Genomic DNA, 17,057 nt, shown 5'->3' on the forward strand with positions numbered 1-17,057 from the left:
CACTCCCTATTTGGGTCGGTCACCGAGCCCGAATACCACGGAGATGCCCCGTTCAGCCAGCGCCATCTGGGGCGGCGTGGCTTCCCCGAGCTTGGAGATCATGCGTTTGGTGCTGATGCTGCGGGTCTGGAACATGTCGGCCGAGCTTTCCTTGTCGAGGCCGCTGACCTCGTCGCTGGGGAGTCGCAGCATCCAGGGGACGAGGTGGTAGTGGGCCTTCCAGTTGGTGATCGGAGCAATGACGCGTAGTGGCAGCCGACCGACACCGTCTTCGTTGAGGATAAGGGCCGGCCGTTTTTTCGAAATTTCGGCGCCGATGGTGGGGTCCAAATTGATCAGCCAGATTTCGCCGCGCTTCATTCCTCTTCGGTTTCGTGTTCCAGGTGGTAGAAGACGATCAGGTCTTCGTCGTCGTGGTAATCCAGGGTCATGACTTCGCTGGCGATGCCCATCAGGGTGGTCCGGCTGACCACGCCCTCCGCGTGCAGTTCGTTGAGGAGGCGGCCGAGCAGCTGAAGCTTTCGCTCCCGGTCCATACCGGCCAGCGGGTCGCGTGAGTCGTTCATGCTTCGCCTAACGGGGATTCGGGCGGAAAGTGCGCGGCGGCGGGTGCGCGGGAGCGGGCGGTTGCCAACGGACCGATAATTCCCGGATTCGTCGACAATCCGCCTTGGGTCATCGGTAATTCTTGCGGGCGTGCAACGCCGCCGGCACTTTAGCGTCATTACCACGTAACTGATTAGGTTACAATCATTAACCCACAATTATTCAGCCATGAGATCCTTGCTCTTTTTGTTCCTGCTCTGCTCCTGCGTCCCCGCCATTGCCGCTACGACCTTTGACGCCGAGCCTCTGATCACCCGGAGCGTCGTCGAAGACGGTATGCTATCCCTCACCCTGGCCAACCTCGAACAGGAGCGGACCCGGATCGAGATCCGCGACGCCAAGAACGACCGGGTGCTCTTCGGAACCACCGTGAAGAACCACAACGGCTACCGCACCAACTTCAACCTGGAAGAACTCGAAGCGGGCCGCTACGTGGTCACCGTGAAGAAGGGAGAAACCGTACGCCGGCAGATCATCCGCAAAACGGAAGCCGGCATCATGTGCAGCGACTGGAACTAATTCCGGTGGCCGGCAACCCACGGGGAGGCTTCAGGCGTTAGAGTCGCATGCGATTTCTGACGGCCTGCTGCCTCCTTTTGTTTCTGTGGTCGTGCAGCGATGACACGCCCCCCGTACCCAAGCCCCGCTCCTATCCCCGCGTCGACTACCCCCAGCGGGCGTACACCCCCCTCGGAGCCGACTACTGCTCCTTCACCTTCGAGCGGCCCGCCTCCACCCGCGTGGTCCGCGAAACGAGCTACTTCGACGAGGCGCCCGCCGATTCCTGCTGGTTCAACCTCCGGCTGGCCCCCGCCCTCAACGGTACGATCCATTTCTCCTATTACCCCGTTTCGTCCTACGCCCAGTGGGAAGAACTGCGCGACGAGGCCTTCGAACTCGTCGGCGTGCACAACCAGCGGGCGAGCGACATCGAGGAGATCGTAATCCACCGCGATTCGGCCCGGGTCCACGGCGTAGCCTTCGACATCGCCGGACCGGCGGCCAGCCCCTTCCAGTTTTTTCTGACCGATACGACCCGCCATTTTCTCCGGGGCGCCCTGTACTTCGAGACCCAGGTGAACCCCGACTCCCTGGCCCCGGTCATCGATTACGTAAAGGAGGATATCTACCGCATCGTGGAAACGCTGCGCTGGGAAGGGGCGAACAAGGGATAGGCCGAAATTTTCACCGGTCCCGGGCTCGCCGCGAATTTTCGCCCCACGTAACGTAAATTGCCCCGACGATGAGGGCAAAGACCGCCAACGAGCGCATTATTTTCGGTTTAAAGGTGAAGCAGCTCCGGCAGCAGCGGGGCTTCAGTTTCGACCAGCTTTCCAAGCAGACCGGCATCTCGCTGTCCTACCTCAACGAGATCGAAAAGGGGAAAAAATTTCCGAAGGCCGATAAGGTGGATAATCTGGCCGCCGCCCTCGGTACCACCACCCGGGAACTCACCGACCCCCAGCTGGGCCGCGAGTTGGCTCCGGTCGCGCAACTCCTGCAGTCTAATTTCCTCAATGAGCTGCCCCTGGAGCTTTTCGGCATCGAGCTGAGCAAGGTAGCCGAGATCATCGCCGCGGCTCCGGTGCGCGTCGGTGCGTTCATCAGTACCCTGCTGGAGATCAGCCGCAGCTACGCCCTGCGGGAGGAAAATTTCTACTTCGCCGCCCTGCGCTCCTACCTGGAGCTGAACGACAATTACTTTCCCGAACTCGAGCGAGCCGTGGAGGCTTTCGCCGAGCAGTACGACCTGCCCGCCATCCGCCCCCTGCCCCCCCGGCTGCTGGGAGAGTTGCTGGAAGATCGCTTCGGCTACGAGATCGTGCCCGGCGGCCTGGACGACAGTCCCGCCCTGGCCGACCTGCGCTCCGTCTACCTGCCCGCCTCCGGCCGCCTCCTCCTCAACGGGAAACTGACCAACGTACAGCGCGGCTTCCAGTTCGGCAAGGAACTGGCCTTCAACCACCTGCGGCTGAAGGAGCGCTCCAATACGAGCAGCCTGCTGCGGGGACGGGTCTTCGAAGAGGTACTCAACCACAGTAAGGCGACCTACTTCAGCGTCGCGCTCCACCTGCCCCTCCGGCCCTTCACCGAGGAGGTAGGCCGATTCTTCCGCTTGCCGCGGTGGGACCCGGATGCCTTCCTGGCGCTGATGCAGCGGTTCAACGCCACGCCGGAGATGTTCTACCACCGGCTCACCAACGTGATTCCCCAGTTCTTCGGCCTGCCGGAACTGTTCTTCCTCCGCTTCGCCCACAATACGGGTACCGAAGACTTCGTCATCGACAAGGAGCTGCACCTCAGTCGCCGCCACCACCCCCACGAGAATGGGCTGTTCGAGCACTACTGTCGACGGTGGGTCAGTATCAACCTGCTCAAAGCGCTCGACGGAAGTCCCGACAATCACCTGCGCATCGATGCCCAGCGCAGCCTGTACTACGGCACCGACGACGAGTACCTCTGTATTACGCTGGCCCGTAGTCACTACCCCCGCCCGGGCATGAACGTCAGCGTCACCCTCGGGCTACTGGTCACCGACGAGCTCCGGCGACAGGTCGCCTTCCTCGACGATCCGGCCATTCCCCACGTCGTGGTCAATACGACTTGCGAACGCTGTCCGATCGAGGATTGCCGCGTCCGCGCCGCCGCCCCCACCGTGGTGCAGCACCGCGACCGCTACCGGGCCATGCGGGAGGCCCTGCGCGCCCTCGAGTGATCCTAATGCCCCGGTAGGCGGCCGAGCGCTTCCGCCAGATCGAGTTGTTCCTGATCCATGACCGCCACGGCCCATCCCTGCAGTTGGGCGCGTTGGGCGAGGTAGGCCTGCTCGGTCTGTCCCGGAGTGGGAATAAGGACGGCCGGTTTGCCCAGTGCCCGTAAGTCCATCAGGCTGGAGTAGCCGGGGCGCGCCACTACGCAGCGGGCGGCGGTGAGCAAGCGGGAGAGGGTGGGAGTGTCGGCGAAGTCGAGCTGGGCCGGGGTAGGGGAGGTCCGCTCCTGCGGCAACCCCCGTACGACCCGGTAGCTACGGCCGAGCCCGCTCAACTGGGGCAGGATGATCTCTTCCAGTCGCGTCCGCATCGGTTCGGGGCCGGACAGCAGCACCAGGACGTCGAAGGGTTCCGTGCCCGGGGTGGCGGACAGGCGGCTCAACGGGCCGATGAAGCGGACGGAATCGTAACCGGCGGGGTCCGACAGTTTACCGCTCAGCCGGTCGTGGCCGGCGTGGTCGGGCACCCAGAATTCGTCGAAGTGGCGCAGTTGCCAGCGGTACAGCGCGCTGGCCGGCGCGAAGCCGGTGATGGGGTGCAGCTGATGGGTGACGAAGATGGACGGCACTTCGTGATGGTAGCAGCCGAAACGGCTGTCGGACACGATACGGTCTACCTCCAGGGTGGCGACCAGTTCGGCGACGGCCCGGTGCTCGGCCCGGATGGTCCGCTGCCAGCGCCAGGCCTGTCGGGCCACGTTCCACACCATCGAAGCAGTAGGGTAGGTGACGGCGTAGGGGGGCAGCGCGTGAATGGTCGCGGCCGGGAGCTCCCGGCGCAGCATGGCGGCGGCCGGCCCACTGCACGCCCAGCTGATCCGGTCACCGCCGTCGGTGAGTCGGCGGGCCAGTGCCAGGCTCCGGCTGGCGTGGCCGAGTCCCCAGTCGAGTGGCGTGATCAGGGTATGCACGGGCCCAAGATAAGAGTCGTTCCCGTCCCCTAAAATCCGTAACGGACGGCCCCCTTCAAAAAGAAGGGCGTGCCGGGGGTAAAGTGGATCTCTTCGACCGGCACGGCTTCATTCCGGAGGCGGGAGGTGGTGGCGAACTGGGTCTCCTTCCACTCGCGGTCCAGCAGATTCTCCACGATCAGGCCCAGCGATAGGGGGCCGAAGCGGTAATTTAAGTTGGCATCGACCAGGAAGTACCCGTCGGCGACAATGGAAAAATCCTCCGTGGCGGGCCGGTCCCGCACGTAGCGGTAGCGGAGGCCGCCGGTAAGTCGTTCCCGCAGGACGTGCACCCCACCGGTGGCCGTAAGATCCGGAGCGAGCGGGATGTAGGCGGCTCCTTCCGGCGCGTCGAGGCTGCGGGCGAAGGCGTAGTTGATGTCGGCATCGGCAAAGAGCCAGTTGGTGAGCTGGTAGCGGACTCCCAGATCGGCGCCTACCCGCCGGCTTTGCCCACTCGGTTCCACGATGCCGGCATCGCCGACGTACACGAACTCCTGTTCCGAGTGGAGGTACCACAGCGCGGCGTTCACCAGGATCCGGCCGGCGGGGCGGTAGATAGCGCCCAGGTCCGCGCCGTAGGCCCGGGGCAGGATCTTGTCGGCCGACCGATCGATCACCACCCGCGTATCGTTGGCGTGGTAACCCATACCCGTGCGGACGTACAATTGCCACGCCTCGTTCGCGCTGTAGGAGACGTTGAGCTTTGGACTTACCGCCCCCCGGCGTTGCTCCTGCCGGTCGTAAGTAGGTGCCAGCCGGTCTACGTAGTTGAATACGAGTTGATCTATTCTCAGGGCGGGATTGATCAGCCACCGCCCCCTTTCGATCTCGAGACTGCAGTAGGCGAAGAGGTTGGTTTCGTCCACGTCGCCGTGCTGGATGGGCCGGAGCACCTCGCGCCGGTTGCGGGTATGGTTGAGCTGAATGTCGTCGACGTCGTCGTACCGCATACCGATGCCCGCCCGCAGCCGGCTTTCCCCGCCCAGGGCGGCGAGGCCGTGGTTCAGTTCGGAGCGGAAGCCGAAGAGCTGGCGGTCCTCCCGTTGCTGGATCTGGTCGCCGTTGACGGGATCCTCTAGAAAGAAGGTGAAGTTGGAGAACAGCTCGAAGGCGTAACGGGAATAGTACACGTCAGACTTCACGAAGGTGCCGCGGTTCACGATCTGGGTGAAGCTGGCGGCCAGGTTGCTGCGTCCCGTAAAGCCGCCTTCGGTATCGTCGATCGCCCCGAAGCGACCGATCAGTCCGCTTGCGACGGCCCGTTCCGGAATCTGTCCGGAGGCATCCCACCGGCTGCTGAAGTGGGAAGCCAGAAAGGAAAGCCGGCTGCCGTTCTCCAGTTCGGTCGCGTAGCGGCCCAGGAGGTTGAGGCGGCCGAAGTGCTGACTGGATTCGAAGGGGCCGTCGGTGAGGGTGTATTCCGTAGCCAGGTAAGCGCTGCTGCGCTCCCGGTCGAGCAGGTCGAAGAGGCCCACGGCCCGCAGCGTATTGAAGGAACCCGCCTCTACGGTCAGCAGCGAGCGGTCGAGCTTGTCCTTCAGCGAGAAGTCGACGTAGCCGGCGGTCGCGAAATTGCCCCGGTCGGCGAAGTAGGGTCCCTTTCCGTAGTCAATCTTTCCGATGGTTTCGGGGATCACGAAGTGGAGGTCGGCGTAGCCCTGCCCGTGGGCGTGGCTGACCATATTCACCGGCATTCCCTCCACGGAGATCGCGACGTCGGTGCCGTGATCGATATCAAAACCCCGCAGAAAGATCTGCTCGGCCTTGCCCCCGCCGGCGTGCTGCCCGATCACGAGTCCGGGTACGCGCCGCAGTACGTCCTGGGCCGAATTGACCGGGCGCAGGCGGGCGTCGATGTCGGTCACCACGTTCAGGGCGGCCACCGTCGGGCGCACCGTCACGGCGGCCAGGTCGAAGAAGGCTTCCTGCAGGACGACGTTCACCTCCCCCCCGCCCGCGGGTACCACCGCCCGGGCCGACCGGTAACCGAGGTAGGCGATCAGTAGCGTATCCCCGCCACGGACCCCGTCGAGGTGAAAGTTCCCCAGTTCGTTGGTGTGGGCGTGGTGTTCGCTCTGCAGGTGGGTCACGTAGGCTCCCACTACGGGCTGCCGGTCGACGTCGGTGACCCGGCCGTACACGGTCTGGGCGCGGAGTGCCGGACAACACAGCACGACCGACAGGAGAAGATAGATTACGGGATGCACGCGGACGATTGGTTTAGGTGGGCTTCCCGGAATCGGCAAGCAGCCGGAGCAGGGTGGCCTCAAGGTACGCGCCCTGCTCCGCTACGGTGGAGAGTTCAAAGATCATCGGCAGGGGAAGGTCGAGCTCAAAGGCCTCCGTGATTCGCGCCGCGAGGCGGATGGCGGTGAGGCTGTGTCCCCCCAGATCGAGAAAGGCGTCATGACGACCGATCGGACGCCGGTCCAGTACTTCCGACCAGAGTTCGGAAAGGATCGTTTCGATCTCCCCCTGCGGGGCTTCGTAACCGCCCGGCGGTGGTTCGGCCACCCCGGCACGCCCGGCCAGCGCCCGGCGATCGATTTTGCCGGCGGGGGTCAGGGGTAGGTTGGTCAGTGCTACGAAGGTTTGGGGGATACTGTAGGCGGGTAGTTGGCGCTGCAGCTGGTACCGGAGATCCGCTTGGGTCGTACCCCGGTCGGCCACGTAGTACGCCGTGAGTTGTCGTTGGTTGGGATCTTGCCCATTGGCGGGTGGGGGCAAAGCAAGGTCGACCGCCGCGGCCGTAACGCCGGGCACCGATGACAGCACCCGTTCGATCGCGTCCAGTTCGATGCGGAAGCCCCGCCATTTTACCTGGCGGTCGGTGCGGCCGATGAACTCCAACACGCCCTCCAGCGTCACGCGGGCCCGGTCGCCCGTACGGTAGAGTCGCGTCCCGGGTTCCGTGGGATGAGCCACGAAGCGTTGGGCGGTAAGTTCGGGCTGAAGCCAGTATCCCCGGGCCAGGCCACTTCCCCCTAGGTAGAGTTCGCCTACTTCACCGGCAACCGTGGGCTGCATCGCGTGATCGAACAACCACACGGAGGTATTGTCGGTCGGCAGGCCGATGGGAACGGCATCCGCGTGGTCGGTCCGCTTGTCGTAGCGGTGCACGATGCAGCCGACGGTCGCTTCGGTGGGGCCGTACTCGTTCACGATCTCCGTACGGGCCGGCAGGCAGCCACTCATTTCCCAAGCCAGGCGGGAGGATAATTGTTCGCCCCCTACGATCAGGGTGCGCAGTCGGTGTCCGCGGTAATCCTTCCCCCGCAGCAGGCCGAGGTGGGCGGGAGTCAGTTTGATGACGTCGCAACGGTCCTCCGCCATCACGTCCAGTACGGCAAGGTCCGGCGTGCCCGGGCGGGATTCGGGGTAGATCAACAGCCGCCCGCCACAGGTGAGTGGGGTGAACAGGGATGTGACCGTCAGGTCGAATCCGAAGGTCGTAAACAACGGAAATACGGGTGCGTCGGTGGTAACGTAACGGTCGCGAGCGAAGGCGATGTACCCCGCCAGGGCTTCGTGCTCGATCACGACGCCCTTGGGGGTGCCGGTCGAACCCGAGGTGTACATGATGTACGCTACGGCGGAAGGGGGCGCGGGCGCGGGAGCCACGTACGTCGGAGGCAGCAATGCGTCATTCACGGCAAGGACCGGGACACCGGAGCCGCCGAAATGATCGTCGCCGGTCCGGGAGGTAAGGATCAGCGCACACTGCGTTTCCCGCAGAATATGATCGCGGCGATCCGGGGGCGTATCCGGGGGCAGGGGAACGTAAGCGTGACCGGCGCGCCAGCATCCGAGCACCGCGATGAGCAAGTCCGCGGAGCGGGGGAGGTGAAGGCAGACGTTGCATCCGCGCTCCGGCAACTGCTGTCGGAGCCGGCCGGCGAGTTCGCCTGCGCGTTGATCGAGTTCGCGGTAACTAAGGCATCCTCCGGGGTGCTCGAGGGCGACCGACTCCGGTGTAAGCTCCACCTGACGGGCGATCATCTCCGGGACGGAGCGGAAGTGTAGGGGCAACGGAGCGGAAGCAGACATGAGCGGGGAGATGGGGCGATCGGGTAAAGAGAGATTCGTAGAAGCGAGAGCAAGCGGATTCACGCGCGTACCTTGTCTCGTATCGTAAGGGGCTGGCGAAGGGGTTAAATGTCGCGGCCTTAAAACTATTCGTATACCCTTTTCCGTATACAGAGTGCGTATTAATACCCCAGACAAACCTTCCCGAACCCCGCCGACCTTCACTCCGCCGGCTCCTATTACCCTCTTGTGGTCTAGGCATCGGGTTCTTCCGCGCTCGGGGCTACTTTTCAGCAGCTAGATCTATGAGCAATACTTCCCTACTGAGCCGGTGGCTTGGGCGAAATAAAGGTACCGACAAAAATTCCGCACCCGCCCGGGATACGAGCGATTACCCGACCACCTACGGGCAGCAACGTATCTGGGCCCTCTGCCAACTCTCTCCCGACGATCCCTTCTACAATTCCGCGGAAGCCTACCGCATCGTCGGTGACCTTGACCCGGAAAGATTACGGGCCGCCTACGCGGACCTGATCCGCCGCCACGAATCCCTACGCACGGTATTTTACGAACAGGACGGGACGCCGCGCCAACGGGTGCTGGACGAAAGCCCCACCGACTTTCAGGTTTGGGACGGGCGCAACGAGTTGGCCACGGACCGGGCCGGACGCATCCGATCCTTCGTCCACCAACCCTTCGACCTCGGGGCGGGGCCGCTAAGCCGTATGCTGGTCATCCGTGAAGGGGCGGATACCCACACGGTCGTGGTCGTCCTCCACCACATCATCAGCGACGAGGCCGCCATGGCCGTATTCCGTACGGAACTGGCCGCGGGTTACCGTGGTGGGGTCTCCTTACCCCCGCTACCCATTCAGTACGGGACGATGGCCGTCCGCCAACGGCAACGGGACCATACGGAATCCCTCGCCTACTGGCAAAATCAACTCCGAGAAGCCCCGGCAACCTCCACCCTGCCCGCCGCCGACTGGGAGCACGGCCCTACCTCCCGCTATGCGGGTGAACTGATCCACGCGGAACTGGGCGGCGCGCTCACCGCTCGTATACTAAGCCGGAGCCAAGAAGCCAGAACAACACCCTTTCTCTACCTGCTAGCAGCCTACTACGTCCTGCTGGAAGCCCAGTCGGGACAGGCGGACCTACTGGTGGGGACGCCGGTCACGAACCGGGACCGAAAGGAGTACGAGCCCCTGATCGGTTTTATGAATGAAACGGTGCTCCTGCGGCAACGACTGGACCTGAGTGCCGGCTTTGATGGAATCCTGCGGCAACTTCAGGCAACCTTTTACGAAGCGCTGGCCCACAAGGATACCCCCTTCGAGCACATCGTCAAACAACTGAATCCGGAACGGATGGCCGGCGTCAATCCGTTGTTCCAGACCATGTTCCTCCACCCGGAAGCTTCGCCGCCGCCGGATTTCGGCCCGGCTACGGTCACCACCTATGAATCCCTCGACCCCGGAACGGCCAAGTTTGACCTGACGCTTTCGGTTACGGAGACGGCAAACGGGTACCGGGTCACGGCGGAATACGCCACGGCACGGTACGGCGCCGCACGGATCGAGCGCCTACTGGCGCACTACCGTACGCTGCTCGACCAGGTAACGACCGATCCCACCCGGCCCCTGACCGATCTGCAACTGATCGTACCGGAAGAATGGGACCAACTACGGGACTGGAACGCGGCCTGCATCACGCCACCCGCGACGCTCGTGGACCGACTCATCACCGACCACGCCCGGACCAGCCCGGAAGCCACCGCCGCTACCGCCGGATCCGAGCACCTGAACTACCGGGAACTGGACCGTCGCTCCGCCGCCCTCGCCGCCGTACTGACGGCCGGGGGCATCAGGGTCGGGGAAATTGTCGGTCTGCATACCCGTCGCGGACCGGAGATGATCGTCGGAATCGTCGGCATTCTGCGGGCGGGCGCCGCCTACCTGCCCCTGGATCCGGAATACCCCGCGGATCGCCTGGACTTCATGATCGGCGACAGCGGTGCGCGGTGGATCGTAGCCGATACCGCCGCACGGGACGTTCCCGGCCCGGAGGGTGTGTCCACCGTCTACCTCGACCGCCTTTCCCCGGTGGACGCCCCCCCGGAGCCGGCCGACCGGTCTCCGGATGATCCCGCTTACATCATCTACACCTCCGGCAGTACGGGGTCCCCGAAGGGGGTCGTGGTGAGTCACCGCAACCTGCTCCACAGTACCCTTGCCCGCGGGGCGGTGTACGGTGCGGCACCGGAGGTTTTCCTGCTGCTGTCTTCCTTCTCCTTCGATAGTTCGGTGGCCGGCATTTTCTGGACCCTCACCGGCGGCGGATGCCTCGTGATCGCGCCGGAACGGGCCGAGCAGGATATGCGGGGTCTGAGTCGGCTCATCGCCGAGCGGGGCGTGACCCATACCCTATTGTTGCCCACCCTCTACGGCCATCTTCTGCAGTACGGCGAACCCGCCCGGCTCGCCAGTCTGGGTACGGTGACCGTCGCCGGGGAGGCCTGTAGTCCCACCATGGTGCGCGAACACTTTGCTCGTTTGCCGGACGTCCGGCTCTTTAACGAATACGGTCCTACGGAGGCTACGGTGTGGTCGAGTGTTCACCGCGTGACGGAGGCAGACGGGGCGGCGGGAAGCGTGCCGATCGGTCGGGCCGTTCCCGGCTACCAAATCTACGTGACGGACGATCACGGCCGCATCCTCCCCCCGGGCGTAGTCGGGGAGCTGTGCGTGGCCGGTGCGGGCGTAGTGGGCGGTTACCGAAACCGGCCGGACCTCACCGCCGAACGGTTCGCTCCGCTCACCCTACCCGACGGTACTAAGCCGCGTGCCTACCGGACCGGCGACCTGGCCCGGTACCGCGACGACGGTAGCCTGATCTTTCTCGGGCGCAAGGACCGGCAGGTAAAACTTCGGGGTTACCGGGTGGAGCCGGAAGAAGTCCGCAACGTCCTCCTGGCCGACCCCGGAGTCCGCGACGCCGAAGTATTAGTCGACCAACAGCGAAATCGCCTGCTCGGCTACGTGGTCCTGGAATCCGGGACTACGGCGAACGCCCTGGAGGCCCGACTGGCCGCTCAGTTGCCAACCTACCTGTTACCCGTGATCCAGCCCCTCGAAGTGCTGCCCCGGCTGCCCAACGGGAAGGTGGACGGCGGGGCACTGGCCACTACCACCCCGGCCGCTAAACCCACGAACGCCCCCGTCCCCGCGGCCGATGCCACGGAAGCGGCCCTGCTCGAGGTCTGGCGGACGGCCCTGGGACAGGAAGACATCGGGGTGACCGACAACTTCTTTTCTCTCGGCGGAGACTCCATTCTCAGCATCCAGATCATTGCCCGGGCGCGTCGTGCGGGGTGGGAATTGTCCCCTACGGCCATCTTTGACCGGCAAACGGTGCGGGAACTGGCCCGGACGGCCGTAGCGGTATCGGCCCGGGAAACCCCGGCGAGTGCTCAGGCTTATCACGGCCCCGTCCCTCTCACGCCGATCCAACACTGGTTCTTCGCGGAACACCGTACGGCCCCCCACCACTGGAATCACGCCTGGTGTTTCGAATTGGGCGAGGGTACGGACCCGGCGCGGGTCGCGGCCGTCGCCCGGCGGGTCTACGACGAAAGCGAGGGCCTACGTCAGAACTTCGCCTGCGTCGGAGGAGAATGGACGGCGACGATCGCGGCGCCGGGCAGTCACGATTGCTACACTACCACCGACGAGCATCTGCCGGCGTTCCTGGATCGTCTGCAGGCGGACCTCGACCTCTCCCGCTCATCCCTGTTTCGGGTGGTGCTGTTCCCCGCGGATCCCCCCGGCCGACCGGTAGTGCTGCTCTTTGCGCATCACCTGGTGATCGATATGGTATCGTGGTCCACCGTGGTGGCTGCCTTCTCCAGCGCGCTTGCTCCCGCGGCCCCGCCCCCCGCTCCCCTGATCCACGGTGCCGGTTACCACCTCTGGGCCCGCCAACTAAAGGAGTGGGCGACGGCGGGCAAGTTTCTGCCGGAGCTCGATTTCTGGGCCGCGCAGCACTGTCCGCCGGTCCTGGACGACCAGAAAACCCGACTGCCCGTGCGTCAGGAAACCGTAGCTACGGACTGCCGTACCGTTGGGGCCCGGATCACGCGGGCGGTGTTGCAGGATGCCAACGTAGCCTACGGAACGCGGCCCGAGGAGTTGCTCCTCACGGCGGTACTACTGGCGGTTGCCCGGGAAACCAAGGCCGACGTTCACGGACTGAACCTGGAGCGTCACGGCCGGGAACCCCTGGACAGCGGGCTGGCCGTTCAGGAAACACCGGGCTGGTTCACGGTGTCGTACCCGCTGACCTTCAGCATCGGACCGGAAACGGAGACCCAGCGGGCGGTCGTAGCGGTAAAGGAAACCCTGCGGGCGGTGCCGAACAACGGCATCGGGTACGGAGTACTGCGCTACCTCGGCCCGCGGCCCGAACTCGCCCAGTCGCCGGCGATCTACTTCAACTATCTGGGGCAGCGCTCAGTAACGGGCGGCGGAGCGCTGGAGCGGGGCCGGTTCATGAACAGCGGACTGCGGCACCCCGGGGGCGAGTTCAACCGCGTCTGGGAGATCAACGTCGAGGTCGTGGACCAGGAAGTACAATTCCATTGGTCGTACGGAACGGAACTCCACGACCGGACGACCGTAGAGCGCCTCCTCGCTTCGACCGCGGAGTACCTGGAGACCATTGTCACTCACTGTCTGGGACGCCGGGAAACTACCGTGACACCTTCCGATTTTCCGGAGGCCGACCTGAGCGCGGAGGACCTGGACGGATTATTCAGTGAATTAAACTTATAACGTGAACGTCAGCCAGCCCAAGATCGAGGCCATTTATCCCCTGGGGCACCTGCAACGGGCCCTGCTGTTTCACCACCTGTCGGCCAAATCCGACGATCAGGGACTAGTGCAGACGCGCGGCCGGCTTCTCGGCCGTCTTGACCGGCCGGCCTACGCAGCCGCCTGGGCGGCGGCTTTCCGGCGACACGAAGCCCTGCGGGCATCCGTGCACTGGGAAAAGGTCTCAAAGCCGGTCTGGGTGGTGCACCCCCACGTTGAGCCGGATATTACTTACCTGGACTGGAGCGATAGCGACGATTCCACCCAACGGCAGCACATCGCGGAGCATTTACGGGAAGATCGGCGAGCGGGACTCCCCTTACATCAGGTGCCCGCCGTGCGGCTTACGCTCATTCGGCTCGGGCCGGAGGTCCACTTTTTCAACTGGACCAGCCACCACATACTCCTGGACGGGTGGTCGGCGGGCGTAGTACTGCGCGACGTAATGGCCTTCTACGCGGAGGAGGTGGCGGGCGTGCCGGCCGCTCTACCGGAGGTACCCGCCTTCCGCCCGTACCTGCGGCACCTGCAGACCCAGGATGCGGACCGGCAAGCCACTTACTGGCGCGACCGGCTCTCACCGCTGACACGGCCATCCTGGTTGCCCGAGGCGGAGGGTCGGCAGCGGGACCTGACGGTTCGCCTGGATAAGCCGACGCGGGAGGGATTCGCCAAAAGCTGTCTGCAGGGGCAAGTGACGCAGAATACCGCGCTACAGGGTTTGTGGGCCCTGCTTCTAGCCCGTTACCTCGGTACGGACGCGGTCTGTTTCGGAATTACCGTCAACGGCCGCCCCCCCGAGATCGCCGGTGCGGAGCTGGCCGCCGGGATGTTCGCGCGGATCTTACCGAAAGTGATCACGGGGGGATCGGACGCTGACTTCTTCCGGCGCATTCAGCAGGACGGCGCCCGGGACACCGCTCAACAATATGTGAGTCTGGACCAGATCGCCGAATGGAGCCCGGTGGGTGGGGAACGCCTGCCCTTCAATACCATGCTCTCCGTGCAGAACTATCCCTGGTCGGCCCTGACGGGCGGCGGCCTGTCGGTAGCGGAATTTGCTGGCGACATTACCTCCCGGTATCCCGTCACCTGCGTCGTGACGCCCCGCGACGACTGGGAAGTATCCATCCGGTACCCGGAGAACCTGGCGGAGCCGTTGGCACGCTGGTTGTTGGAGGGGTACGTAGCCCTGATCCGGTGGGTAAGTACCGACGGGTTCGCGGGCGTGGTCGGGCATTCCCGGAACCTGCCGTTGCCGCAGGTGAAGGAGCAGGGTAGGGTCGCGGATCCCGGACCCCGGCCCGCATACGTGCCGCCGGCCAATCCTACTCAGCTGCGCCTGGTCGGCATCTGGGAGCAGCTGCTGTCCGTAGAGCGGGTGGGGATCGACGATAATTTTTTCCACTGCGGGGGCAGCTCGATGGGGGCGTTGCGCATGTTCGCCCGCCTAGAGGGGCTGACCGGGGAGAACGTAGCGCCCAGTAGCCTGCTGCTGAACCCGACGATCCGCCAACTCGCCCGGGTACTGGACTCCGGAACCTCGGAGACCCAGTGGAATAATCTGGTCCCCCAGCGGGTAAGCGGAGGGCTACCGCCCGCTTTCTGCTTTCACGGGGGCATGGGCCACGTGCTGATGTACCGGCCCCTCACGGAGTTTCTGGATCCCGACCGACCCGTGTACGCCCTACAGCCGAACGGCATCGACGGAGTCTCGGAACTCGACGGGAGCATCGAGGAAATGGCCCGCCACTACCTGGCCGAGATCGACCGGCTGGGAGCTCCCGACCCCCTCATCCTGGTGTCTTACTGCTATAGCGGCACCATTTGTCTGGAGATCGGGCGGCAGTTGGTGGCGGCGGGCCGGCCGGCACCCGTCTTCATCGGTGCGGACATCGATCCGCCGGGCCTGTTTTTCCGTCCCGGCGCCCCGAAGATCCGGCGGCCCGGATCTCCGAGCTGGTACTGGGGCCACCTGCGCCTGGGCCGCTGGACCGAGCTCCGGGAGCAGGTAGCCGCCGACTTTATCCCCGCGGCCCTGATCGGCGACGAGATGCGCCTCCGCCTACGGGCCCGTCGTCTCAAGCAGGGACTCGTGCGGGTCTTTGAGGACTACCGCGAAAAGACGTACGACCAACCCATTTGTCTGATCCGGAGCCGGGGTCTGCAGCAATGGGATTCTTACGCATATGTTATGGCGACCTGGGACCGAATATCCGGCGGACAGCTTACGGTACGCGACGTGGACTGTGAGCACCACGAACTGTTCGAAACGCCCGCGGTGCGGGAAACCGCCCGCTACATCGAGGAGTACATCCGGGAAGGGTGTTCCTAGCTTACGTACGCAACGAACGGGAACTCGCTCCCGCTAACTGGGAACGACTGCTTGCGCAAGTGCCCCCGGAGATCGGGGAGCAGGCCGGGCGGTACCGCCGGTGGCAGGATCGCCAGGCCTCACTGTTCGGTAAACTATTGTTGCGCACCGTATGCACTATACTGCTGGGCGAACCCACGGATCTCGGGCGGTTGACCCACGATGCTTACCGACGACCCCGGCTGGAGGGGTATCACGATTTCGACTTCAATATCTCCCACACCGATGGGCTGGTGGTGTGCGTGGGCGCGGTGGGCGCGGGTCGGGTGGGGGTGGACGTCGAGCGCCGGTTACCGATTCGACTCGAGGAATTTCGGCGGGTATTCACGGACGATGAATACGGGAGGCTTACGGCGGCAGAGCATCTGCTGGAGGACTTCTACCGGCTGTGGACCCGTAAGGAGTCCGTCATGAAGGCGGACGGTCGGGGTTTTCACCTCGATGCCCGCACGATCGACGCCCTGGCCGAACGGATCACGGTGGGGAACCGGTCGTACGACGTGAAGTCACTGGCCCTTACGCCCGACCATTCCTGTCACGTGGCCGCGGCCTCACTTACCTCCGTACGACTGCGGTCCTGTGGGGTGGAAGACTGGTTAAGTGCCGGCGGACTACATGAACAGCACCTCCTCCATCTTCGGAGAGGTCTGGCGGGATTGCCACGTCGTATAGGCGACAGCCCCCAGGGCGAAAAGACCCAGTGTGATGGGCAGCAGTACGAAGGGCAGTTCGGTGAAAATACCCAGTGATAGGTGATCTAGGCTGCCGTCGGAGCCGTCGCCGGAGCGGTATACCTCGTAGCCGATCCAGCCCAGGACGCTGAGTAGAGTACAGGCGGCCAGGCGGGGCGTGATGCGTTCGATGAGGGGTTGTTCCAGCATGTTGCTTTCCTTCACGGCGGGGTGGTCGCGGAGTGCCCGCATAGCTTCATCGCGGCAGGCCACCGACGGCAGCTGGAAGCGCCTGGACTTACCAGCGTGCTGGCGTACGATCAAACTGGTGCTTCCCTGGTAGGACTGAACGCGCATCAGCAAGTGCATGGGAATGAGGCTGACGGACTCGGGGAGTTCCCCCCGTCCGAGCTGTTTGAGCGCGGCGGTGGCGGAGTCGCGGTCCGGCGCCGACAGACTGCCAATACCGGCGCGGGTGACAACGAGAAACGTGAAAGTATTCGACGGCAGACGGGGTGTGACGGGCCAGTAGTACATAAAGCGGTTCGGGTCGGGCGATCTAAAGCGGTTCTGCCACTACATAGTGGAGTAGAAGCCGGTAAAGCAATAACCGCGCACCGCACCCCTTTAGTGTACGTTGCTCCCGCGCATCGCCGCCCGGAATGTTACCTTCGCACGTATGAAGTACCGGGGCTTGCTGCTGTTACTCGCGTTGAGCGTACTCCTGCTGGAAGGCTGTCGGGCCGGGGGGTGCGGTTGTCCTATGTATTAGTTGCCGGAAACCTG

11 protein-coding genes are annotated in these 17,057 nt (G+C 64.3%); 6 read left to right on the forward strand and 5 right to left on the reverse strand.

The genetic code is table 11. The features are described 5' to 3' along the window. Positions 1-6: 6 nt before the first annotated feature. Together NMA52_RS02295 and NMA52_RS02300 are read right to left on the reverse strand one after the other, a co-directional pair. On the reverse strand, positions 7-360 hold the full coding sequence (locus NMA52_RS02295) for a type II toxin-antitoxin system PemK/MazF family toxin (RefSeq protein ID WP_254826016.1): 354 nt from the start codon (positions 358-360) through the stop codon (positions 7-9). Then, positions 357-566: a hypothetical protein gene (locus NMA52_RS02300; protein ID WP_254826017.1), complete on the reverse strand. Its 210-nt coding sequence runs from the start codon at positions 564-566 to the stop codon at positions 357-359. The genes NMA52_RS02295 and NMA52_RS02300 overlap by 4 nt, the downstream gene beginning before the upstream one ends. A 208-nt stretch (positions 567-774) precedes the next feature. Here NMA52_RS02300 and NMA52_RS02305 point away from each other — a divergent pair, with 208 nt between their 5' ends. From NMA52_RS02305 to NMA52_RS02315, 3 genes are all read left to right on the forward strand, one after another. Further along, entirely contained in the window at positions 775-1,125 is a 351-nt protein-coding gene (locus tag NMA52_RS02305; RefSeq protein WP_254826018.1) for a hypothetical protein, read from the forward strand. A gap of 47 nt (positions 1,126-1,172) precedes the next feature. Further along, a complete protein-coding gene (locus NMA52_RS02310; protein ID WP_254826019.1) occupies positions 1,173-1,781 on the forward strand; it encodes a hypothetical protein in 609 nt (202 codons plus the stop codon). 68 nt (positions 1,782-1,849) lie between these two features. Beyond that, on the forward strand, positions 1,850-3,322 hold the full coding sequence (locus NMA52_RS02315; protein ID WP_254826020.1) for a helix-turn-helix domain-containing protein: 1,473 nt from the start codon (positions 1,850-1,852) through the stop codon (positions 3,320-3,322). Positions 3,323-3,324: 2 nt separating this feature from the next. Here the strand turns inward: NMA52_RS02315 and NMA52_RS02320 are convergent, their stop codons facing one another. The 3 genes from NMA52_RS02320 to NMA52_RS02330 are packed head-to-tail and all read right to left on the reverse strand — an operon-like array spanning position 3,325 to position 8,376. Continuing rightward, a complete protein-coding gene (locus tag NMA52_RS02320) occupies positions 3,325-4,287 on the reverse strand; it encodes a glycosyltransferase (protein ID WP_254826021.1) in 963 nt (320 codons plus the stop codon). Between the two features lie 29 nt (positions 4,288-4,316). Next, entirely contained in the window at positions 4,317-6,536 is a 2,220-nt protein-coding gene (locus NMA52_RS02325; protein WP_254826022.1) for a TonB-dependent receptor domain-containing protein, read from the reverse strand. A gap of 13 nt (positions 6,537-6,549) precedes the next feature. Further along, positions 6,550-8,376 (reverse strand): non-ribosomal peptide synthetase, encoded by a 1,827-nt coding sequence (locus tag NMA52_RS02330; protein WP_254826023.1) that lies wholly within the window; start codon positions 8,374-8,376, stop codon positions 6,550-6,552. A 284-nt stretch (positions 8,377-8,660) separates the two neighbouring features. Here NMA52_RS02330 and NMA52_RS02335 point away from each other — a divergent pair, with 284 nt between their 5' ends. The 3 genes from NMA52_RS02335 to NMA52_RS19050 are packed head-to-tail and all read left to right on the forward strand — an operon-like array spanning position 8,661 to position 16,349. Continuing rightward, a complete protein-coding gene (locus NMA52_RS02335) occupies positions 8,661-13,187 on the forward strand; it encodes a non-ribosomal peptide synthetase (RefSeq protein ID WP_254826024.1) in 4,527 nt (1,508 codons plus the stop codon). 1 nt (position 13,188) lies between these two features. Continuing rightward, positions 13,189-15,561 (forward strand): condensation domain-containing protein, encoded by a 2,373-nt coding sequence (locus tag NMA52_RS19045; protein ID WP_254826025.1) that lies wholly within the window; start codon positions 13,189-13,191, stop codon positions 15,559-15,561. Beyond that, the gene (locus tag NMA52_RS19050) at positions 15,552-16,349 is read left to right on the forward strand and encodes a 4'-phosphopantetheinyl transferase superfamily protein (RefSeq protein ID WP_254826026.1); all 798 of its coding nucleotides are present in this window, start codon (positions 15,552-15,554) and stop codon (positions 16,347-16,349) included. The genes NMA52_RS19045 and NMA52_RS19050 overlap by 10 nt, the downstream gene beginning before the upstream one ends. Positions 16,350-17,057 lie beyond the last annotated feature (708 nt).

The organism is Lewinella sp. JB7 (assembly GCF_024297185.1).
GTDB lineage: Bacteria > Bacteroidota > Bacteroidia > Chitinophagales > Saprospiraceae > Neolewinella.